Here is a 23,371-nt window from a genome sequence, read left to right on the forward strand (position 1 = left end):
GTGGGTGGGGCGAAATCGCCTTTGACCGAAATCTCACCAAATGTCCTTTACCCTGCAAAACAAGGTGGTTTTTAATGCTCTCGCGGTTGATCCCCGGCCGAATAAAGCCCCCACGAATCGTTTTCGGTACTTTGGGGGCATTTGCCCCTCGAAAACTATCGCAACATCCGCTGTCTGTTATGGACAAGCGGACGACCGGCGGGAATAATGATTTCTAAACTATTTTGCTTTTTATTGTGCTGCTCCCCTCATCGGCGGAACTTAGCTTGGCCGGGCGGGCAGCATCCTAGTCTTCTATCAACTGGAGGGATTTCTCCCATGCTTGGCAAGTTGACGAATCGTCTGCTGCTTGGGGTTGCTGCCTGCGTGCTGGCGACCGGATCCGTTTCGCAGAGTCTGGCCGTCGAGGCCGAAGTACACGTGCATCTCGATCGGCCATCGGTCGAACTGAGCCCGGTACTGTACGGGCTATTTTTTGAGGACATCAACTACGCAGCCGACGGCGGGCTGTATGCCGAGTTGGTGCAGAACCGCTCGTTCGAGTACTACCCGCTCAGTAACAATCGCCGGCTGCATCCGCTGAGTGCCTGGGAGCGTGTGCAACGCGACGGTGGCACCGCCAAGTTGGCCGTGGTCGACGAAGCGCCGCTGAACGACAAGAACACCCATTATGTGAACATCGCCCTCGATGGCACCGGAACCGCTGGCATCGCCAACAGCGGCTTTGCCGGCATTGTGCTCGAGAAGGATGCGAAGTACGACTTCTCGGTCTACGCCCGCAGGACCGAGGATGCCGACAAGGCGATCAACGTGCAGCTAGTGAAGGACGATGGTTCGGTACTGGCCGAAGGCTCCATCGATGCGGTTTCGGCCGAGTGGAAGAAGTACGAGCTGACGCTCACCGCCAGCGACGACGCGACCAAGGCCAAGCTAGTGGTCACCACCACCGGCGGCGGTGTGCTGTCGCTCGACATGGTTTCGCTGTTCCCGCAGGAGACGTTCAAAGGCCGCAAAAACGGCATGCGCAAAGACCTGGGCCAAGCCCTGGCCGAGTTGAATCCCAAGTTCCTCCGGTTCCCTGGCGGCTGCATCGCCCATGGCAGCGGCCTGGCCAATGCGTACCGCTGGAAAGACACTGTGGGCGACGTTGCCGAGCGGAAGCCGAACTGGAACCGCTGGGGGTATCACCAAAGTTACGGGCTCGGCTATTTCGAATACATGCAGCTGTGTGAAGACATCGGTGCGACTCCGCTGCCAGTGGTGCCAGTGGGCGTCGCCTGCGGTTTTACGCGTCCGTTCGACAAGGTGCCGATGGAAGACCTGCACATTTGGGTCGACGACGCGCTCGACCTGATTGAGTTCGCCAATGGCCCGGTAGAGAGTGAGTGGGGCAAGCTGCGAGCCGAGATGGGCCACCCCGAGCCGTTTAATCTGGAGTACGTCTGCCTGGGTAACGAAGAGCACGACACTCCCGAAGTGCGGGAGCGGTTCCCTTACTTTGTCGCGGCGATTCGTGAGCGTTATCCCGACATTAAAATCGTCGGTACCTCGGGCCTCGGCGAGGGAATCCCGCTGTACGACCTGATGACTCGCGAGCAGGTATACAGCAGCGACGAGCACTACTATATGAATCCGAACTGGTATTTGAGCAACACTCGCCGGTTCGATTCGTTCGATCGTAACAAGCCGAAGATCTTCGTCGGCGAGTACGCTTCGGAAGGCAACAGCATGTTCAATGCCATGGCCGAAGCCGCCTACTTGACCGGCATCGAACGCAATGCCGACATCGTCGACATGACCTGCTACGCCCCGCTGCTGGCCAAGTACAACTACACGCAGTGGCCCAAGGCCGACCTGATTTGGTTCGACAACACGCAAGTGGTTCGCACGCCGAACTACTACGTGCAGCAGATGTTCGCCACGAACAAAGGCGATGTTTACCTGGATAACAGTGTCGAGATGGCTCGTAACGTGGTCGATAAGCGATACGCGGGCCGAGTTGGCATTGGTACCTGGCTGACCACCATCGAGGTCGAATCGGCCAAGCTCAATGGCAAGCCGCTCAACTTCGCCGATTGGGAAGTGCTGGGAGGCGACTACGACAACACGAAGAGTGCCTACTTCCAACGCGATGTTCGTGCCGAGCCAGCGATGAGCCTCGCCCCCGAAAGTGCCGATGGCAGCAAGACCGTGTACGAAGTGCGGGCTCGCAAGACCGGCGGCGAGGAAGGTTTCTTGCTGGCGTTTGGTTACGACGATGGCCACTACTACTGGTGGAACATCGGCGGCTGGGGCAACACCCAGCATGGCATCGAAGTCCGCCAGAACGGCCAATCGACCGATCGCCTGGTCACCACCCGTGGCAGCATCGAATCGAACCGCTGGTACGACCTGAAGGTCGAACTCGATGGCGGCCGCATCCGTTGCTACATCGATGGCAAGCTGATTCACGACTTCCAAGCGATGTCGCCTGAGTTGTGCGTATCGCCGACGATGGATCGCTCGAACAGCGAAGTGATGGTGAAGCTGGTGAATCCGAGCGACGAGCCAGTCGAAACGACCGTGGTGCTGCAGGGGGGCCGCCTGGCCGACGAGGCCACGCTGACCACGATCGACGGCCCCGCCGGGGCGGTGAACACCCGCGAGTCCGAAGCGGTGCAGCCGGTCGTTACCGAGCTGAAAGCCGCTCGCACGATGAAACTAGAGCTGCCGCCGATCTCGGTGCAGGTGCTCAAGGTGAAATTGAAGTAAAGCGGCGATGCTCGTCGAACTCGGCAAGGGATGACGAGAACGACGAGCGGCAGCCGTTCGCATCGGGCGTTCGGGCATCCTCTTTCTTAGATGGGGATGCCCGAACTGCCATTTCCTGCAAAAACTAGAAGTTAACTAGGAGATCTGATCGAATAAAGCAAAAAACTGCCTGTAGAGAGCATTGCTCGTGGGGCGAATCGGCTCACTGGGGACCGAATTGCGGAGGACCGGTTGTAACGCCTGGGGGCCTGCAACTGGTGTAATTCGAACCCCCCGATGCTCAGAAAGCCGAGAATCCTGCGAATTGATTGTTGATTCGGGAGTTAGCGATCATACTGAGAGCTTCACTTCCCCGCATCATTGATTGACACTACAGGCACTCTCAGCAATGAATCTTCGCCAGTGGTATTGGCGCTATCGCCGACCCTCCCGCCGTCCCGCCCGCCCGCAACGCACCTTCCAAACGCTTGAACCTCGTTGGATGATGGCCGCCGATACGGTCGGCGACGAGTCGTTAATAAACGACCTGGTCGTCCACGCCCAGTCGACAGCCGGCTCGCAAATGGCGGTCGGTATGAGCGACTCGAACAGCGTGGTCGTCTACAGCGGCGCCGGCGCGACTGACAACTCAGGCGTGTTTGCCAAAGTATACGACTCCGACGGCGATGTCTTGTTGGAGGACTTTCAGGTAAACAGCACCTTCGCCGGCACGCAGTCCGAAGCATCGGTCGAGGTGTTCGAAGATGGCTCGTTTGTGATCACCTGGAGCGGACGCGGTGAAGGAGATAGCCAAGGCATCTTCATGCGGATGTTCGACGCCGATGGAGCCGCCTTGGGCGACGAAGTACTGGTGAACACCACGGTCGGCGGTAAGCAGTTCGATCCGGCGATCGCAATGGCCTCCGACGGGTCGTTCGCTATTGGTTGGAGTGGTCAGAGTACCGACGACTCGACCGGCGTCTACCTGCAACGGTTCGACGCCGACGGCGAGATGGTCGGCGACGAAGTGCTGGTGAACACGACAACCGAGAAGAGCCAAACCGGAATCGCTTTGGTCTTCGACAGCGAAGACGTGCTGGTCGCCAGTTGGAGCAGCATGGGCCAGGATGGCAGCGACTGGGGAGTATATGGTCAACGGTACGACACCGATGGCGAGCTACTCGGCGAGGAGTTTGCCTGGAATACAACGACGGACGACGCACAACAGAATGTATCGCTCGCTGCTGGGCCCGATGGCGAAGTGGTCGCCATCTGGCAATCGCGCGAGCAGGATGGCGATGGCTGGGGCATTGTCGCCCGGGTGCTCGCTAGCGATGGCGAGACCTTCGGCGACGAAATCCTCGTAAACGACGAAACGGAAGGACAACAATACGACGCGAAGCTAGCGATCGCCGACGATGGCTCGTGGCTCGTCACCTGGACCACCGGAACCGACGACGGAGCCGGATGGGAGGTCGCCGCCCGGTCGTTCGACGAAGATGGCACCCCCGAAGACGATTCGTTTGCGGTGAACCAGGAAATGGCGGGAGCCAATTCCGGGCATCAGCACTACGCTTCGGTGGCTATCCAAGGCGACAAGGCGGTGATCGTGTGGTCGGGCCGTGGCACGACCGATCGCTATGGCGTTTATAAACAGGATTACGACTATGAACTAGAAGCCCAGGTCGCTCCGGATCTCGAAGAGATCGACGACGACAACGCGACGGTCGGCGTAGAATACTCGGTAACGGTCACAGCGTCCGACGAGAACTCGCGCGACACGCTGAGCTTCTATCTCGATACCGAGAACGTGCCAGAAGGAGCGACGATTGAACAAATCGATAACAACACGGCAGTGATTCGATGGACCGCCACCGAGGACCTGCTCGGCGAGACAGTCACGTTCCGCGTGCTCGTAGCCGATGATGGTGAGCCGGTGATGGTCGACTCCGAGGAATTCACGCTGACCGTCGTTGAACAAGAGGCTCCTGTCATCGATACGATCGACGACGGCGAAGCATCGGTCGACGAAGAGTACTCGATCACGATCACCGCCACCGATATCAACACGCAAGACACGCTGACGTTCTCGCTCGATGGCGACAACTCACCAGCCGATGCGACGATCGAACAAACCGACAACAATACTGCGATTATCCGTTGGACTCCGAGCAGTGATTTCGAAGGCACCTCGGTGAACTTCCGTGTGGTGGTGACCGATGACGGTGATCCCGTGATGGAAGCCTACCAGGACTTCACGGTGGAAGTATTGAATACTCCACTGACCGTGGATCTGAACGGTGAAGAGGTCGATGGAACCGATACCTCGACAACCTATGCGGTTTCGAGTGGAGCGGTGGCCATCGTCGAAGACGTGCTGGTCATCAATGGAGCCGAAGACGACACGGTGTCGGGCGCGACCGTGGTGCTCGACGATTCGGCCGACGGTACTGTCGAAACGCTGGCTGTCGATGTGCTCGATACCGCGATTACCGCGTCCTACGATACCGCGACCGGCACACTGACGCTCACCGGCAGTGATACTGCCGAAAACTATGCTCGCGTGTTGCGAACGCTGACCTACGAGAATAGTTCGGACTCGGCGACCGGATCACGCACTGTGTCAGTGAGTGCCACCGATAGCCTTGAAACGAGCGAGCTCGCAGAGATTACGATTTCGATCGGAGCGATGGACTTGGTAAGCCTCGCCCAGGCGATCACCGACTCGGGCGCCAAGTTCTACGGAGCTGCCTGGTGTGAGAACTGCACCGAACAGAAAGAACTGTTTGAAGACGGGGCACAACTGCTTCCCTTTGTTGAGTCATCCGACGAAAATCGCGAATTGAACGACGTGGGAGAAGAGAACGAGATCGAAGAGTTCCCCACCTGGGTGTTTGCCGATGGCACTCGCCTGGTTGGTGTGCAGTCGCTACAGACACTCGCGGCCGCAGCGGGCGTGACGATTCCGGTCTCGGATACTCCGTACCTGGCAGAGATTGCCGACGATACGTTGCTGGTTGGTTCGCCACTGTTGATTCCACTCGACGGCTATGATCCAGCCGGCGGGGCATTGACCTATACCATCACCACCGACAACGCCGACGTCACCGCCGAACTGCTAACCGGCAATCGTTCGATGGTGATCGATGTCGAAGGCTACGGTGACTTGGTCTTCCAGTTGTTCGAGAACTACACGCCGACCGCTACGCAGCGGATCATCGATCTGGCGATGGCCGATTTCTACGATGGTGTGTCGTTCCATCGCGTACTGAACAACTTTGTGATTCAAGGTGGCGATCCCGATGGCGATGGCACCGGCGGATCGGACCTCGGCGACTTCGACGACGAGTTCAATCTTGATCTGCAGCACAATCGCACTGGTTTGCTGTCGTTTGCGAAGAGTGCCGACGACACCAACGATTCGCAATTTTTCATCACCGAAGGGGACAGCGACAGCCGGCCTTGTTGAACAATTAGTCACAAACCTCCGTAAAAACTAACGTGGAATGGAACCACGTACCTTTTTTACGGAGATCGAACATGGCTACGAAAGAAAAACGAACCTACAAAGTCACGAACTGGAAGGAGTATAACAAGTCGCTCATCGAGCGTGGAAACATCACTATTTGGTTTAGCGACGAGGCGTTGGAGAACTGGGAACATCCTAACGACCAGACAAAAGTCGGTCGCCCTTTTGTCTTCAGCGATACGGCGATCGAGTGCTTGCTGACGATTCGCGAACTGCTGAAACTTCCCTATCGGCAGACTGAGGGATTCGGCCGCTCGCTGGTGGCGATGTTGGGCGTCGAGGCAGCGATTCCCAATTATTCTTCGCTCGCCAAGCGAGCCAGCAAGCTGAATGTTTCGCTCGATATCGCTAACAAGAGGGGCGACATCGATATCGTGGTGGATAGCACCGGCATGAAAGTGTTTGGCGAGGGCGAATGGAAGATGCGGACGCATGGCAAGTCGAAGCGGCGGACATGGCGGAAGCTGCATTTGTCGGTGAATCCTGACACCCGCGAGATTGTGGCGGAGATTTTGACCGAGAACAGTTGCCACGATGCCGATGCGGTTCCCGAAATGCTGGAGCAGGTGGAGCAGCCCGTAAAAAAGTTTCACGGCGACGGTAGTTACGACAAGTGGAAGGTTTATGAAGGGCTGGAATCCGAAGGCATTGAGCCGGTGATTCCGCCGCAGCACAACGCCAAGATCAAACAACATGGCAACTCTGCGGAGGAGCCTTTGCCCCGGGACGAGGCAATTCGTCAGATTCGACGCAAGGGGCGTAGGAGTTGGAAAGAGGAAGTGGGCTATCATCGTAGAAGCTTGGCGGAAACGACCATGTACCGAGTGAAACAAAGCTTTGGGAGCCATCTCAAAAACCGAGTATTCGAAAACCAACAAACGGAAGCCCGCTTGCGCTGTAAAATCATCAATCAATTCACCCAACTCGGGCTTCCACAGTTCGAGTGGAGTTAGTCAACAAGGCCGCGACAGCCTAAGAAACCTTGACTTCAACCATTCGATATTTGGTCTGTTGGTCGAGGGCGAATCGGCTCGAGCGGCGATGAGCGACATTGCGGTGGAAGAGTCGGCCTCGACCGGCGAAGTGTCGAGCCCCGCGTTTGACCTCATCATGAACGATGTCGAAATCTTTACCGACAACGAGAATGCGGTCGTCCTGCTTAAGGCCGCCGAAGGAGTTAGCGGGCCCGTGGAGATCACGGTAACGGTTACTAACAGCCTCGGCAATTCCTATGAGCAGAAGTTCACAGTGGATGTTGAGGACGACACCTACGATACGCGGCCGTTCCTGGCGGATATCGATCCTGTGTCGACTACCGAGGGGACAGCCGTTTCGATTCAGCTGGAGTACTTCGACGCGGAAGACGACCCCGTGGTGTACCAGGCGTACACGGTGGGCGATGTCGATTACACCTACGAATTGAGTGATTCCGGCCTGCTGACCGTGACTCCCCCCGATGGATTCACCGGCGAAATGCAGATCGGCGTGCTCGTCGCCCGCGAAACGCCGCTGAACTCCAGCGACTACGACTCGCAGGTCATTACCATCGAGGTGTTGGCCGACAGCATGACCTAGTCAAAGATAACTACGCTGACACCGACCGACGCCATGGCACGGTCGGTGTCAGAATATATAGCGAAATTACTTGAGTAAACTTGCAATGCCGGATGTGGCCAGGATAATAGGTCGCACTCACTGGCTAATACGTTCAGGCAACGAAGGATTGACCACAGTGGCACGATTTGAAAACGGCGGAATGAGAAGACGCTTGCAGTATTTTATGACTCGGACCAAGAGCAAGACTGCACCCGCTCAGCGTCGCCCTCTGGGGCATGAGTCGCTTGAGCAGCGCATCGTACTCGACGCGACAGGGTTAGAAGGAAATCCTTACACTCCTGATCTCGATTTGTCGGCCATCGCCACTCAAGAGGTGGTTGCCGGCGACACGTTGACGCTCGACTTACTAACCGCCGGTGGTACCATCTCAGATCCCGATGGAGAAGGCAACGAATCGGGCGATACGTTCCGCTTCATGCTCGATCCCGACGTGCCCGACGACACGCCAACCGGGGCGACTATCACTTCCGATGGTGTGCTTACGTGGACTCCGACCGAGAGTCAGCTAGGCACGTTTGAGATCGTGATTATCGTGGTCGACGAGGGATCGCCAGTTTTGGCGGATGCCGAGACGATTACTGTGGTGGTCAGCTCGGCGAATGCGTCGCCTGAGGTCGATCTCAATGGTTCGGAAGAGGGAACCGGCTACGCAGCCTCGTTTACTGAAGGGGATGATCCGGTCACGATTGTGGACGACGAGAACCTTACCGTATCGGATGAGGACAATACCGAACTAGTTTCGGCTTCGATCATCATCACCAATGCCTCCGATGGGGAAGACGAGGTACTTTCGGTCGATACGACAGATACCAATATCAGCGCCGAGTTTGACGAGTCGACTAATACTCTCACCCTGACGGGTGCCGATACGCTCGAGAATTACCAAAAAGTGCTGCGAACGCTTACCTACGAGAACACCTCGGCCTCACCGACCGAGGGCGATCGCACCATCGAAGTGCTCGTTAGAGATGGCGATGCGGTGAGCGACGCGGCTGTTTCAACAGTCACCGTAAGTGGAGAAAATACCACGCCGGAAGTCGACCTGAACGGCGAAACGGATGGCCAGAACAGCACTGCAACGTTTGTCGAAGGGGCAGGGGCCGTCTCCATTGTCGACGCGTCCATGACCGTGGTCGACGCCGACAACGACAACCTCGACATCGCGGTGATTACCATCAGCAACCTGATGGATGGCGATGCAGAGCTGTTGGCTGTTGATACCACCGGTACTAATATTACCGCCGGCTATAATAACGCGAACGGCGTTTTGACCCTGTCGGGTAGCGACACTGTGGCCAACTACCAGCAGGTGCTTCGTACGCTGACCTACAACAATACCTCGGACGATCCTTCGACGGACCCTCGTGCCATTCTGGTGATCGTCAGCGATGGTGCGAACTACAGCACGATTCGCACCTCGACCATATCAATTACCACTGCGAACGACGCCCCCGCGTTTGCCGATCTTGAGACTCAGACCGCTTACGTGGGCGAAGAAATGGTGGTGGTGGTCACCGCCTCGGACGTCGACAGCAGCGACACACTGACCTTCAGTCTGGATACAAGCAACTCGCCAGCCAGTGCGACCATTACGCAAACGGGTGCGAACACCGCTGAGATTCGCTGGACTCCGGGGGCGAGCGACGAGGGTAACTCGGTTGGTTTCGCCGTGTTGGTGAGCGACGACGGCACCCCCGTGATGTCGGATAACCTCGAGTTCTCGGCCATGGTCAACGCGGCCCGCCCAACGGTCGATCTGAATGGCGATTCGGAGGGAACTGGCTTCCTGGTGTCGTTCATCGAAAACGACTTTGCGGTGCCATTGGCTGAACCCGATGTGGCAATCACCACCGATTCAAGCACCACCATCACTTCGGCTACCGTGACGATCACCAACTTCTCCGACGGAACCGCGGAAGTGCTGGCGGCCGACACTACGGGTACCAGCATTACCGCCAGCTACGACGACACGACGGGCATCCTGAGCCTGACTGGAGTCGACACGATCGCGAACTATCAATCGGTAATTGCGTCGCTGAGCTACCAGAACACCTCTGAGGACCCCACAGCGGGGGATCGAGCTATCGAGGTCGTCGTGAACGACGGAGTGGTCGATAGCCTGCCGGCTACGGCCACGGTTACCGTGTTCGCGATAAACGACGTGCCTGATTTGACGTTACCCGCACCGTACGACGCCCCCGAAACACCGGTGGAGGTCACCGAGTTCACCACGGTTAGCTTCACCGCTACCGGAACCGATCTCGACCATACTGCGGATGAACTCCAATTCCTTATCGACTCTGACGACAGCGGCCTGCCTGACGGAGCGGCGATCCCCACGATCACCAACCCAGGCGGGGTGTTCAGCTGGACTCCCGATGCGACCGGCACCTATAGCTTCCGCATCCTCCTGGTCGACAGCGAAGGCGACGTCGACCAGGAACTCGTAACGTTCACCGTGGTCGACGATACGACCGCTCCGACGGTGGTTACGGCCCCCAGCGGTGATCTGACGGGCTCTATCGGCTCGCTCACGGTGACCTTCAGCGAGGCCATGGGGTCGGCTGCCTTCGACATCGGCAACTACACGCTGGAGATCGTAGGGGGCACCAACGATGGCACTGTTGTTAGCTTTGTGGATCTGACTCAAGTGAGTGATACTTCGGTAACGCTCAATCTGGCGACCGATCTGGCGATCGAGAGCTACGAACTAACGCTCGATAACTCGCTGATCGACGACCTGGCCGAAAACCTACTGACAGGAGATAACACCTTCGACTTTGCGGTGCTAGGCACCTAGCCCGCAAGAGTTGCCCGAATTGCTAGCATTCGTTGAGCGGAAAAGTCGCTTCAACTGGATTTGTTTGCGCAGCTTGCCGATAACAACACACGGACACCCTGAAGCCATGGGGCTTGGGGTACCGTGTCTTTTCTGCAATTCGCGTATAACTCGTTCAGGGGGCCAGGCAAATGGATTGCCGCCGAACTTCGAAACTGACTCTCTTACTCGCTACCTTGAGTCTGACGGCTTTCGCCACGACCAGCTATGCTCAGCGTTCTTCAACGCAGCGTACCGCCTACAACCCAGTGAACGGGCGAGTCGAGCAAGATGCTCGCTACCGTTCGCAAGCCGAATCTGAAGCCAGGTACCAGGCTGGGCTGCAAGATCCGTCTTATCGTGCGGAGAACGTGGGAAGCCAGGTGCCAATGGCGAATCCGGCGATTGAACAAACTTCGTACTACGAAGGCGAAGCCGCCTACATGCCTTTTGAGCCCGCCTGCGGCACCGAGATCGGCTGCTGCGACACCGTGTGTGGAGACTCGATCTGTGGCTCGATGACGACCCGTGGAGCAGTGCTCTACGCAGGTTTCGAAGCCACCTTTGTGAAACCTCACCTGGGTAGCAACACTGCGTTTACCATCTCGGATGATACGAATACCACTCCGGCAGATACCACGATTTCGCAGACCGATTTCGACTACGATTTCGAGTTTACTCCCCGAGTCTTCCTCGGTTGGAGTCGCTGTGGCGGAGACGTCGGACTGCGGGCCACCTGGTGGCAGTTCGATCACGAGTCGAACATCGCGACTGGCAATCCTCCCTCGTCGGGGCTGGGAAGCTTGACTCATCCCACGTTCGCCGATGTCGATATCTCGTCGGTCACGGCCACCGATACCTTCAGTGCTTATACCGATCTGAACGCCTATACCATCGATCTCGAAGGGGTAAAGAACACCGAGTTCTGCAAGTGGCAGTTTGGAGTCTCCGGTGGCTTGCGATACGCTTATGCGGAGCAAGGCTACTACGCGACCATGAGCGACGATACTGCCACGCTGCTCGACCAAATTACCTATACCCATTCGATTTCGGGGATCGGTCCTACGGTAGCAATCGAAGCCTATCGTCCGCTTGGATGCCGATCGGGCACGTTCTGCAAGGCTCGTGGATCGCTCTTGTTTGGCGACAACGACAGTTCGTTGCTAGCCCAAGAAGATATCTCCACCACCACCGCGACTACCACCAGCACCACGAGCAGCGACGACATTCTGTCGATCTATGAGATGCAAATTGGCTACCGTTGGCAAGGACCGATTGTTCGTTATCGTCCTTGGCAGCCGTTCTATTCGGTAGCCATGGAAGGTCAGATGTGGGACGGAGCCGGCAACGCTTCGAGCCAAGATGGCACGCTTGGCTTCTTTGGCCTCAGCACTCGCGTGGGCGTTAATTGGTAGCCGTACCATGCATTCCGGCGATGGCTTTCATGTCGGCTTCTAATTCCTGCGGAATATCAAACTGGCCCCCGATGTCGTAAAAGCGTCCAGAGGGACGGCATCGGGTGACGCAAAGCGGGATGCGGAAGATGTAGTGAGGCATCGTAATCGACGACCAGGCAACCACTAAATCGGTTGCCGGAATCGCCCGCGTATGCAAAAGTCGCACGCCAGAAGCGGAAATGTCACTCAGTACGACGTTCACTGGGAAGTCAACAGCCTCATAGTTTTCGTCTACTTGAAAAGCTGTAGCAACTACCTTGATGTCGACGCGATGCGCCCCGCGAGTGTTCGCTTCGCTGGAAATTCCAGCCTCTTTTTGGGCGGTTTCTTCGTCTTTGAGTCGATCAATATACTTCATCAAGCCTGGCGGGATTTCCGGTACGGAGTACTCCTGCTCAAAGAGATCCGCCACCCGATCCGCAAAGTAATCCGACAGCAACTGTAGTTGCTGTTCGATTAGTTCCAGGCGGTCGTAGGTCGTGAGTTGTGGTTCCGGATCATCGGTGGCTGCCATCTGGCCTGCTCGCCAAGTTCCCAGATCGAAGAGCGATTGTGCCTTGGTTACCAGTAGTTCCACTGGTACCGATTTGTGCATGTAGTCGTCGATGCCCCGCGAGAGCAAATCGCGGACAATCCGGGCGTCTACCAAGTCGCTTAATGCGATAATCCGTGGCTGGGGATACTGGCTCAGTGTCTCGACGATGAGTGCATGCCCGTGAAGCTTGGGAAGCACCACGTCGGTTACCAGCAGGTCAAACGAACCCTCTTTCAGCCGAGCCACTGCCTGGTGGCCATCCTCGGCCAATACGCACTTGTAGCCTGCCTGTTGAAAGGCAAGAAAGGTGCGTTCCCGAGTGCTCGGGTCGCTGTCTGCAACAAGTACTGTGCGGCGAGAGTTGGACATGCCCAACCATAGGTTTGCTATGTGTAGGTGAAAGCTGGAAGATTGAAAGATGCGGTGAACCCCGCGTAATTCATAGTTTTTACCTAGCTGTTGCATGCGGAAAATCGCAGCTGCAGTTTGGCCAGTTCATCGCTTATTGAAAGCGGCAGAATCGATGCAGGTGGAATCACCGAAAACCTCCGGGCCAAAATGTTGACCCCCCTACAGGGCAACCTACTTTTCTGCGGTAGAAGTATTGCCAGTGGTCGATTGCTGTTTGCAACTCCGAGTTAGAGCGGGGGGCAGCAAGAGGCTCACTGGTTCCCCTTTTGGCTCCTACATACTTAGAGAACGATGGCCTCCACCGATTCCATGAGCCTGTTAGTTGTATTGAATCTGACCTTCGCAGTCATTGCGTTGGCTGTTGGTTTTGTTGCCGGTGTCTGGTTAACCGGAAAGCGGCGTGCTGCGCACGAGACCGGTCTCGACGAAGAAGTCGAACTGCAAAAGCAACTGGAGCGCGAACGCGCGGCTTTAGCTACCGAACGTTTGCGAGACTTGGCTGGCAACGTTGCTAGTGATGTTGGCGAACACAACAAAAGCATGGGCGAAATCACCGCTGGTTTGCAGTCGCTCGACGTCACCGATGTCGAAGCAACTGGTGCGGGGCTCGTCGACGCTCTCTCGAAAATCGTCACGGCCAACGAAGTACTGCAAGAACGCCTGGCAAAGGCCGAAGAGCAAATAGCTGCCCAGGCCCGTGAAATCCATCTGCACGAATCCGAAGCACGCACCGACTCGCTAACCGGTTTAGCCAATCGTCGTGCGTTTGACGACGAGATGCGCCGGCGCCATTCGGAAGCTTCTCGCAAAGGCACCGTGTTCTCGATGCTGATTCTCGATATCGACTTCTTCAAGAAGTTCAACGATACCCACGGCCACCAGGCTGGGGACGAAGTGCTGCGGGCTGTCGGTCGCCAACTGGTGAAGACATGCGGCGATATGGACCTGCCTTGTCGCTACGGCGGCGAAGAGTTTGCCGTTGTGATGCCGGCCACTTCGGCGAAAGATGCCAAGACGGCCGCCGAGCGGATCCGTGCCGACCTTGAGTCGCTCACCGTTGTTTACGAAGGCAAGCAATTGCAGATTACCACCAGCATTGGCTTGGCACAGTGGAACACTTCGGAGGATGTCTTTCATCTGCTGAAACGCGCCGACGATGCGTTGTACGCTTCGAAGAAAGCTGGCCGCAACTGCTGCCATTGGAACGAAGCTGGTGAGAACATTCCTTTCACTCCGCGACTTCTGAAGAACGACGAGCCGACCAAAAAAGTAAAGAAGGCCAACTCGCTCTTGATCGATACCTTGCCAAGTCGCACTAAATTTGCCGATGAAATTCGCCGCCGAATGGCCGAATCGGCCCGTACTGGCAGGCCCATCAGCCTGGTTGTGTTCGAGCCCAACTCCTACGAATACATCGCAAAGACACATGGTCTCGACGTCGCACGAGCTACTTTGGACGTGATTGCGGTAGGGGTCCAAAACACGATTCGCGAAATGGATCTCCTGGCCCGACTCGATGATAGTCGGCTGATTGTGATGCTTCCCGAGAACGACTCGGAAACCGCTTCGTCGGTTGCACTGCGGATCAATTTGGCTCTGAATCAGTGTCGTCAGCAGTTGGGCGACGAGGTGCCTGAGTTCGAAGTCGAGTACGGTGTATCAGAACTCGAAGCAGGGGACACCGTGGAGTCGCTTGTCGGTCGAGCAGTCGACGACCTCGCCAAGCAAAGCGAGCCGGATAAAGTGCTGCAGTACCAATTCGACGCGGAGTAACCAGAGTTTCTCTGTGGTAGACTACTTCGCGAACCGCAGAGCCTGTTAGCGTAGGCTCATGTTGTGTCTAGCGAATGGGGTCGAAGCAATGGAACATCCACAACCACCTCCGGTGCTCAATTCAAAGCGACCGAAAGCTCGTCGCCTGCAATACAACACCGCGACCCTGCTGGGCCTGATGGCTTTGGTTGCCGTGACCTGCGTAGTGGCTGGTGTATTGCCGGGGCTTCTCTGGATGGGTGTCCTGTTCGCTTTGAACCTTGGCCTGATTTGCTACAGCTCGTTTCTCGTTGCGGGAGCACTAGGCGCATCAGGGCGGACACGGCTTTTCGCTGTTGCTGCATTAGTGTGCCTGGGATTGTCAGTCAGCAGCAGTTATCGGTTCATGCCAATCCAGCTGCTAGTTGAAGTAACACTTCCAAGTAGGTTTGTCAGAGGGTTCGCTGAGATGTTGGAACCTCTGCAGCACATGATGATCTCAGTCGTTGGTGGTTGGCTTGCATTGCGATTCGAACCCTACTGGATCGACAAACAAAAGACCGAGTAGCCCATTCGGACGACTGCAAAAACAAGGCGTAACACTCGCGTTGAAAGAATGTTTCGCCGATATATCCACCACCCACTTGTGCTTGGCTCAAGTCTACGTACAATTCGAGCCGACGTAGTGAGTTCCGGAACTTACTTTCCTCACAACCCGTGAGAGAGTAGACCCCGGAAACCAGCCTCAGAAGTTTTTTGTCAAAAATGCCTTCCGGCCCTTTGACAGCTCTGAAACCTGCTGGTAGTATTTGCGTTTCCCTGGTGCTGAGAGGCGGAAGCCTTAAGGCAGTAAACCAGAGCCGGCAGAATGTGGCCGGCTGATTCAGCCGACCGCGGCTGAGCCCGCAAGGGTTTGGTTGCAGTTTGCGAATCGCTCTTTGACAATTTGGTGATACAAGCAAGAGTGGCATCTTGAAATTGGAGATAGCCAAGTCTGTTTTGCAGCAGACGCTGGCGAGTCTCCATTCCGAGCTCTTTGTCCTTAGACAGGACACTTCCCTCAATTAGACCTCCTTATATCGTTGGAGTGAGGGAAGTAAAAATGTGGATCTAGTTACTCGCCACCGTTCACCCTGCGGGGTGTAACCAAGCGGTGGCATAGTAAGCAGTCCCATTGATCTCTTGTTCTCGCACTCACTTCTGTGCACTGCAGTCCCCGGGTTCATCTCCCAAGCTTCATCGGCATCGCTTCATCAGCGTTGGTCAGCGAAGCGAGTTAAGTGGATTCGCAATCTGTGGTCGTTGGAAGTTGGTTGCAAGAGCGCTGGATTAATGTGGCCAAGCTACTAAGGGCGTATGGGGGATGTCTTGGCATTAAGTGAACAGGCGTGGAAGTCTGCGAAAAGCTTGGGGGAGTTGACAAACAAGCGATGATCCCGAGATACCTGGTTGAACGTGGAGAACTGAAACATCTAAGTACCCACAGGAAAAGAAAGAAAAATCGATTTCCTCAGTAGCGGCGAGCGAACGGGAAATAGCCCAAACCGTGGAGGTTTCCTCCGCGGGGTTGTAGGGCCTTTCACATGAGAGTCACAAAATTGCCGGCTAGCAGAACTACTTTGAACGGTAGGCCGTAGAGGGTGACAGCCCCGTATGCAAAAGCTAGCAATCTCTCGAGAGGTACCTGAGTAAGTCGGGCCACGTGGAATCCCGACTGAATCTACGGGGACCATCCCGTAAGGCTAAATACTACTTAATGACCGATAGTGAACTCAGTATGGTGACTGAATGATGAGAAGAACCCCTGCTAGGGGAGGCGCTGAACCTGAAACCATACGCCTACAAGCGGTCGGAGCCCTATGGCCTTTTAGGCAACGGGTGACGGCGTGCCTTTTGCATAATGATCCGGCGAGTTACCGTCTGCGGCTTGGTTAAGGTCTTACGGACCGAAGCCTCAGGGAAACCGAGTCTTAATAGGGCGACATTTGTCGTTGGCGGTAGACGCGAAACCTGGTGAACTACCCATGAGCAGGTTGAAGCGCGGGTTGTACCGCGTGGAGGACCGAACCCACTTGGGTTGAAAACCGAGGGGATGACTTGTGGGGAGGAGTGAAAGTCTAATCAAACCAGGAGATAGCTCGTTCTCTCCGAAATAGCTTTAGGGCTAGCCTTGAGCCACTATGCATCGGGGGTAGAGATACTGATTTGGAGGCGGGCCCTTCGCGGGGTACCCCTCTGAGCCAAACTCCGAATACCGATGTAATTATCTCAGGAGTCAGTCCGCGTGGGATAAGCTTCGCGGTCGAGAGGGAAACAACCCAGACTATCGGCTAAGGTCCCGAAGTCGTACTTAGTCACTAAGGAGGTTGAATTGCTGTGACAACCAGGATGTTGGCTTAGAAGCAGCCATCATTTAAAAAGTGCGTAACAGCTTACTGGTCGAGCAATTCTGCGCCAATAATGAACGGGAGTAAGTGCGACACCGAAGCCATAGAATCTTTATAGATTGGTAGGAGAGCGCTGTAGGTCAGATACGAGCCGTACCGTAAGGAGCGGTGTTGGGGCCTACAGGTGATTATGCCGGAATGAGTAACGATAAGGCAGGTGAGAATCCTGCCCGCCGAAAGCCTAAGGTTTCCTGGGGAAGGTAATTCCGCCCAGGGTTAGCCGGTTCCTAAGGCGAGGCCGAAAGGCGTAGTCGATGGACAGCAGGTGAATATTCCTGCGCTAGCTAAGTGGACCGATGGAGGGACGGCGTCCAGAATGCGATCGGGGATCTTAGATCAGCCCGTGGGCCATGACGAGATGTTGGGTAGGCAAATCCGCCCATATAATTCAAGTCATGGAACCGAACTCCGTTTGAGAGGTAGTCGCTGGAAGGACGTCCAAGAAAAGCTTCTAAGGGTTGAAGCTTAGCTAACCGTACTAAAACTGACACAGGTAGGCGAGACGAGTAGTCTAAGGCGCTCGGGAGAACACTGGTTAAGGAACTCTGCAAAATGATCCCGTAAGTTCGCGATAAGGGATGCCCGTGAGAGCGGGCCACAGTAAATCGATTCCTCCGACTGTTTATCAAAAACACAGGACCCTGCAAACTCGCAAGAGGAAGTATAGGGTCTGACGCCTGCCCGGTGCTGGTAGGTTAAGGTAAGAGGTTAGTTTAACTACGAAGCTTTTGACCGAAGCCCCAGTAAACGGCGGCCGTAACTATGACGGTCCTAAGGTAGCGAAGTTCCTTGTCGGGTAAGTTCCGACCTGCATGAAAGGCGTAACGAGAGGAATACTGTCTCAACCAGTGACCCGGTGAAATTGTAGTCGTGGTGAAGATGCCACGTTCCCGCAGCTAGACGGAAAGACCCCGTGAACCTTTACTGTAGGCTGATATTGGGTTGAGCTATGTACTGTGTAGGATAGGTGGGAGGCTTTGAAGCCGGCACGCTAGTGTCGGTGGAGCCGTTGGTGAAATACCACCCTGTTCATGGTTTAATTCTAACGTTGATTCCTGTGAATCCAGGCAACGGACAGTGTCAGTTGGGCAGTTTGACTGGGGCGGTCTCCTCCCAAAGAGTAACGGAGGAGCCCAATAGGTACTCTCAGCCTGGTTGGCAATCAGGCATCGAGCGCAAAGGTAGAAGAGTGCTAAACTGCGAGACTTATCAGTCGAGCAGGTACGAAAGTAGGGCTTAGTGATCCGGTGGTTCCGTATGGAAGGGCCATCGCTCAACAGATAAAAGGTACTCCGGGGATAACAGGCTTATCGCTCCCGAGCGTCCATAGCGGCGGAGCGGTTTGGCACCTCGATGTCGGCTCATCACATCCTGGGGGTGAAGAAGCTCCCAAGGGTTTGGCTGTTCGCCAATGAAAGTGGTACGTGAGCTGGGTTCAGACCGTCGTGAGACAGGTCGGTCCCTATCTACTGTGGGCGTACGAAACTTGCGGAGGTTCAACTTTAGTACGAGAGGATTTAGTTGGACGACCCTCTGGTGTTCCTGTTGTCGCGCTAGCGGCACGGCAGGGTAGCTAAGGTCGGAAAGGATAAACGCTGAAGGCATCTAAGCGTGAAGCCCGCTCCAAGATGAGGTTTCGTTGAGCAATGCTCGAAAGTCCCCTGGAAGACTACCAGGTTGATAGGTCGGATGTGTAAGTGCAGTAATGTATTCAGCTAACCGATACTAACGGACGAACGCTTGGCCACATTAATCTTACGCTCTTGACGATTCTCAATTGAGAGTCGAAAGTGCGAGTCAAGAAGGCCAAAGAGGGAGAGTTATTCTCCATCCACTCTTGCATCACCAAGTCAAAGCGGCATGTGCGGTTTCGCAGCCCACATGTCGATTTCTGGCGACCATAGCCGAAAGGAAACACCTGTTCCCATTCCGAACACAGTAGTTAAGCTTTCGGTGCCGATGATAGTGCCTACCAGTGCGAAAGTAGGTATCGCCAGGTTTTTTAAAAACCCCGTTAGAACTTCGGTTCTAACGGGGTTTTTGCGTTTTCAGCGATCGAATGTCACTTGTCAGGAGAGTAGTTGTTCTCACCACAGCAGTTGCTACTGGCTGTGTGTACTGTATCTCAGGGGGGCTACTGTCTTTTGAGAGTGCGGATGACGATCTGATGCTGGTTACGGTCTCGTCGAGTTTTAGGTAGCAGTATTATTGCTGTCTGCTGCCGGTTGTCTTACGACGTTCAACAGGGCATTTTTACTAACCACCTGTGGTTCCACTGATTCTTTTTTGTGGAGGTGGTTTAGAGAGTCCTAGATGCAACGCCTCCTCGCTTCGGAAGGAAGCAGAGGAGGGCGTTTCTTAGAGTGGGAATACCTAATAGCATCGATAAGGGAGAAGATGGGGGTGATTAGCTGCTACTTCTCTTCCCATTTCGTATCGTCGGCACTTAGTTCTTTGATAGGGGTAAGCTCCATTTTACGGAACTCGACCTCAGAGCCTTCGGCTTGCACTGCTATATGCCCTTTGCTGGCAGTGCATTTGTAGCCGTGGTTTACGAAGTCGCCGTTAACCCAGACTTTTACGTCGTCGCCGACGCATTCGATAATCATGGTGTTCCATTCGCCGACTTTGTTTTCTGATCCGTCGGTCAGGTTGAGAATGCGGCGAGATTTGCCTTCGGTGATGCCCCATTTGTCTTTCGGGCCACGTCGTTCGACCATGTTATCGACGGTGATATCTTCTACGATGCACCAGAAATCACCTGCATTCTCGTGCATCATCTGCACTTCGATTGACTGAGGAAACATATCGTAAAGTGCCCGTGGTTTGGAAGCATGCACGAGCACCCCACAGTTTCCTGGCTTGCCGGCGAACCGGTATTCGACCTGGATCCGGTAGTTTTCGTGTTCTTCATCGGTAATGAGATGACCACCAGGCGTGCCGAGACTCACAAGATTGCCGTCTCGCACTATAAATGGCCCTGTTGCATCGGAATCGTTGTCTAAAGCTGGCACGTCAGCATGCCAGCCAGTTAGATCCTTGCTATTGAAGAGGGATACCGTATCTGTTTCCTCAGCATACGCAACAGACGCAGCTAGGATTAGCAAACAGCAAACGGCAACCATGGATCGAAGAGCCCGTAGCATTTTAAAGCCTCGCGTTCAGGAGAAAGAGTGTCCAAGCACGGCCGGTATCATACCGCCGGGCTTTCGGGGGATGCAAATCAACTATTCAGTTGTTGTTTGCCATATCTTGGCGTCTCGCTGGTCTGCGAGATCCAGAAGTTGAAGTTCGGGTAAGTAACGGCTGGCGCGACTCTTTCGGTCAGTATTCCAGAGTCGTCGGCTTAGTTCGTCTTATTCCTAGGGGGCCATAGTCGGAGCGGGGCGATTCGCCTAGCAACCAAACTTATCTTCAGTAGCGGTATTCCAACCCCCTCTTTCTATAGAGGGGGATCTACGGGTGCGCAAAACTCTTGCTAGGTTCACGAAAGAGCGGGAGATTCTGTCAACCTGCGCGTTACGAATGGGCTGAAATCGGTATTAGTTGGTAGAGCTTCTCCGACTTGTCTTGGAACGGGGAAAACCGATAAGGCTCGTGCTGATAGCCGCATGTTTGTTGGTGCTTGGCGGCTTCTTGGGGGAGTGGCTATCCGCCAAGCTGCGGGTACGCGTCGAATCTTGTTTGGTTTGTCAGCTCGTGGATTCCGTTTTTGGCGTGCATATCTGGTGGGATTGCGCCTGGATTGGTACCGTTGTAGCAGGAACAAGTGGAATTGGATTCTTCGCTCGATAACTCTTCTGATGAATCGAGCCGAGCTGTGTTGTCTCTGCACCTCGAATCGCCTCGATGAACTAGGCATGATGGCCTATCGATCATGAATATACTGCGTGCTGTGCTACTGCTGACTCTGGGTTGTTGCTTGTTTGCAGGTAGCCGACTCGATGCTTACGACTTGGGAGGACGATGGACTCGTACCCAATCCGATGGCAACGGTATCGAACGAGGAGATCCTGTCACGTTGCTCTGGAGTATTGTTCCAGATGGCAGTAGCTACGATCGATCAGACAACAGCGATCTCGTGCAGTTCATGGATAACCTGTGGAACGTGCCTACGGAGTCAAGAATAAACACTTTCACCGAGCGATCCTGGTTTGCACCGATTCAGGATGCCTACGACCAGTACTCTTATGTCTCGGGAATATCGATGGTCTACGTCGCCGAGCAGGACGAGCGTGGGCGGTCGACCGGTCAGTTCGGTGATATGCGGATTGGCGGCGAGGCATTCGATACCAACCCCAACGTGAATGTGCTTGCTGATAACACCTATCCCAACGGCGGCGACATGCGTATCGACACCACGCCTGGCGAGCAGGTTACTGGGTATGCGGCGTTTCGGAATCTCATTTCTCACGAAAGTGGGCACGGCGTTGGGCTCGGCCATACCGACCCTGTAGGTGCAGAGTCGATCATGGAAGGTGGATTGCAAACACATTTTTTTGGATTGCAGTTTGACGATGTCTATGGGGTTAACCGTCTCTACGGCGATCCGCGTGAAAAGAGCGGCGGCAACGATGGCTCTGCAACAGCTACCAGTCTAGGGCAGTTCGAATTCTCAGGAGCCATTTCGTTGGGGACCGATGCAATCGACTCGGTGGTCGAGCAATTCGACGACGACTGGCTGGGAATCGACGGGGATACCGATCAAGACTGGTTCACCTTCAATACCCTGAAGCCAGGGCTCGCCAATATTTCTATCACTCCTCTGGGCCCGTCTTACCATACTTCGGACCAAGGCGATTTCGATGCAACGCAGCAGTCGGATTTAACGCTCGAAATCTACGGGCCGGGCGCTACGTTGATTACCACGATCAACAGCACCGGCTTGGGGGGAAGCGAATCTGCCGAGGGAGTTTCGCTTTCCGCTTTCGACGACTACTACGTAAGAGTCGTTGGCGATCAAGATGCGAATCAATTCTATCAACTGGATGTTGAAGTGGAGCTTGCCGAGGTAGTGGTCGAAATCAATCGTCGGACCGGGGCAGCGGCTATTAAGTCGGAATTGAACGAACGAGTCAGCATCTTTGCCTATGAGTTGGAGTCGCAAGTCAATGCACTCGACCCTAGCGATGGAGCATGGAACAGCTTAACGGATCAGCAGGTGGGAGCTTTCAGTGAGACTTCCGCTACTGCTTCGATGTTGGCCGAACAAACCCAGTCGACGGGGCTTAATCTTGAGGCTAATGGTCAGGCCACCATCGGTAGTCCCTATAGTCCGACAATTACAGAACCCTTTGGTACTGCTCACGCCGACGAGTCGATGAGTTTCTCGTATACCATACGTGAGGGGCGAGAATTCAAGGACGTGCATGGCGTTGTCAATTTTGTAGGGGACCCACTTTTCAACAATGTGGTGCTTTCTGTAGATCCAGATACCGGGCTAGCTAAATTAACGAACGAGAGTAACACCACCATCCAATTCAACGGCTACTCGATTCAGTCGGAATCGGGATCGTTGCTGGCCGATTCGTGGGAGAGCCTGGAAAAGCAAGGAATTGAGAACTGGGCAGAGTCCTTCACTACCAGCGAAACAGTCGCTGAATACGACAGTACCATGCTTACTGAATTGGCTCCTTACGAAGTGTTGGAACTGGGGTACCTGTTTGATGTCGATGGGGTGCAAGATCTGACACTGAGTTTCGTGATGGAGAGTCGCCGCGTGAGCCACTCCGGTGATTTGTTGTTTGAAGAGGTTGTCTACGAACTGGCTAGTCTTCCCGGCGACTACAACTCGGATGGCATCGTTGATCTTGCTGACTACACCCTGTGGCGTGATAGCCTGGGGGCAACAGGGCTGAAGCTTGCTGCGGATGGAAATCGTGATTTCATAGTGGATGCTGCTGACTACGACGTTTGGAAGTCGCAATTCGGCCAGGTTCTCGACAGCACTGGACCGTCTGAAGCACAGGTGCCGGAGCCGACGGGCGTTTGGCTGTTGCTAGGAATCGTCGGTTTAGCCAGCATTGCCTGTGCGCGTTCCCGATAGTCGTCAAAACACTTCTGGCAAGCAGCCAC

At 55.1% G+C, this 23,371-nt stretch carries 11 protein-coding genes and 2 rRNA genes; 11 read left to right on the forward strand and 2 right to left on the reverse strand.

Going from position 1 to position 23,371, the window contains the following annotated elements; all coding sequences use genetic code 11:
• Window positions 1–318 precede the first annotated feature (318 nt).
• From Pan181_RS08180 to Pan181_RS08205, 6 genes are all read left to right on the forward strand, one after another.
• Window positions 319–2,751, forward strand: a complete 2,433-nt coding sequence (locus tag Pan181_RS08180; protein WP_197529036.1) for an alpha-L-arabinofuranosidase C-terminal domain-containing protein — start codon at window positions 319–321, stop codon at window positions 2,749–2,751.
• A gap of 388 nt (window positions 2,752–3,139) precedes the next feature.
• Window positions 3,140–6,199, forward strand: coding sequence for a peptidylprolyl isomerase (locus tag Pan181_RS08185; RefSeq protein ID WP_145246363.1), 3,060 nt, complete (start codon window positions 3,140–3,142; stop codon window positions 6,197–6,199).
• A gap of 71 nt (window positions 6,200–6,270) precedes the next feature.
• Entirely contained in the window at window positions 6,271–7,212 is a 942-nt protein-coding gene (locus Pan181_RS08190; protein ID WP_145244898.1) for an IS5 family transposase, read from the forward strand.
• 88 nt (window positions 7,213–7,300) lie between these two features.
• Window positions 7,301–7,834, forward strand: coding sequence for a hypothetical protein (locus Pan181_RS08195; RefSeq protein WP_145246364.1), 534 nt, complete (start codon window positions 7,301–7,303; stop codon window positions 7,832–7,834).
• 205 nt (window positions 7,835–8,039) lie between these two features.
• On the forward strand, window positions 8,040–10,676 hold the full coding sequence (locus Pan181_RS08200; RefSeq protein WP_197529037.1) for a beta strand repeat-containing protein: 2,637 nt from the start codon (window positions 8,040–8,042) through the stop codon (window positions 10,674–10,676).
• A gap of 215 nt (window positions 10,677–10,891) precedes the next feature.
• Complete coding sequence (locus tag Pan181_RS08205; RefSeq protein WP_197529038.1) at window positions 10,892–12,109, forward strand: Lpg1974 family pore-forming outer membrane protein; 1,218 nt, start codon at window positions 10,892–10,894, stop codon at window positions 12,107–12,109.
• Here the strand turns inward: Pan181_RS08205 and Pan181_RS08210 are convergent.
• Window positions 12,099–13,055, reverse strand: coding sequence for a response regulator (locus Pan181_RS08210; RefSeq protein ID WP_197529039.1), 957 nt, complete (start codon window positions 13,053–13,055; stop codon window positions 12,099–12,101). The two genes, Pan181_RS08205 and Pan181_RS08210, sit on opposite strands and share 11 nt — an antisense overlap.
• 333 nt (window positions 13,056–13,388) lie before the next feature.
• Between Pan181_RS08210 and Pan181_RS08215 the strand changes: the two genes are divergently transcribed.
• From Pan181_RS08215 to rrf, 4 genes are all read left to right on the forward strand, one after another.
• A complete protein-coding gene (locus tag Pan181_RS08215) occupies window positions 13,389–14,870 on the forward strand; it encodes a diguanylate cyclase domain-containing protein (RefSeq protein WP_145246368.1) in 1,482 nt (493 codons plus the stop codon).
• An 88-nt stretch (window positions 14,871–14,958) separates the two neighbouring features.
• A complete protein-coding gene (locus Pan181_RS08220; protein ID WP_145246369.1) occupies window positions 14,959–15,417 on the forward strand; it encodes a hypothetical protein in 459 nt (152 codons plus the stop codon).
• A 768-nt stretch (window positions 15,418–16,185) separates the two neighbouring features.
• Window positions 16,186–19,044: ribosomal RNA gene (locus Pan181_RS08225) — 23S ribosomal RNA — on the forward strand.
• Between the two features lie 142 nt (window positions 19,045–19,186).
• Window positions 19,187–19,295 (forward strand): 5S ribosomal RNA (rrf, locus tag Pan181_RS08230).
• Between the two features lie 415 nt (window positions 19,296–19,710).
• Here the strand turns inward: rrf and Pan181_RS08235 are convergent.
• Complete coding sequence (locus Pan181_RS08235; RefSeq protein WP_145246370.1) at window positions 19,711–20,421, reverse strand: 3-keto-disaccharide hydrolase; 711 nt, start codon at window positions 20,419–20,421, stop codon at window positions 19,711–19,713.
• Between the two features lie 752 nt (window positions 20,422–21,173).
• On the opposite strand from Pan181_RS08235, the gene Pan181_RS08240 reads away from it, so the two are divergent.
• The gene (locus Pan181_RS08240) at window positions 21,174–23,342 is read left to right on the forward strand and encodes a matrixin family metalloprotease (protein ID WP_145246371.1); all 2,169 of its coding nucleotides are present in this window, start codon (window positions 21,174–21,176) and stop codon (window positions 23,340–23,342) included.
• Window positions 23,343–23,371: the final 29 nt, after the last annotated feature.

Source organism: Aeoliella mucimassa (assembly GCF_007748035.1).
Taxonomy (GTDB): Bacteria; Planctomycetota; Planctomycetia; order Pirellulales; family Lacipirellulaceae; genus Aeoliella; species Aeoliella mucimassa.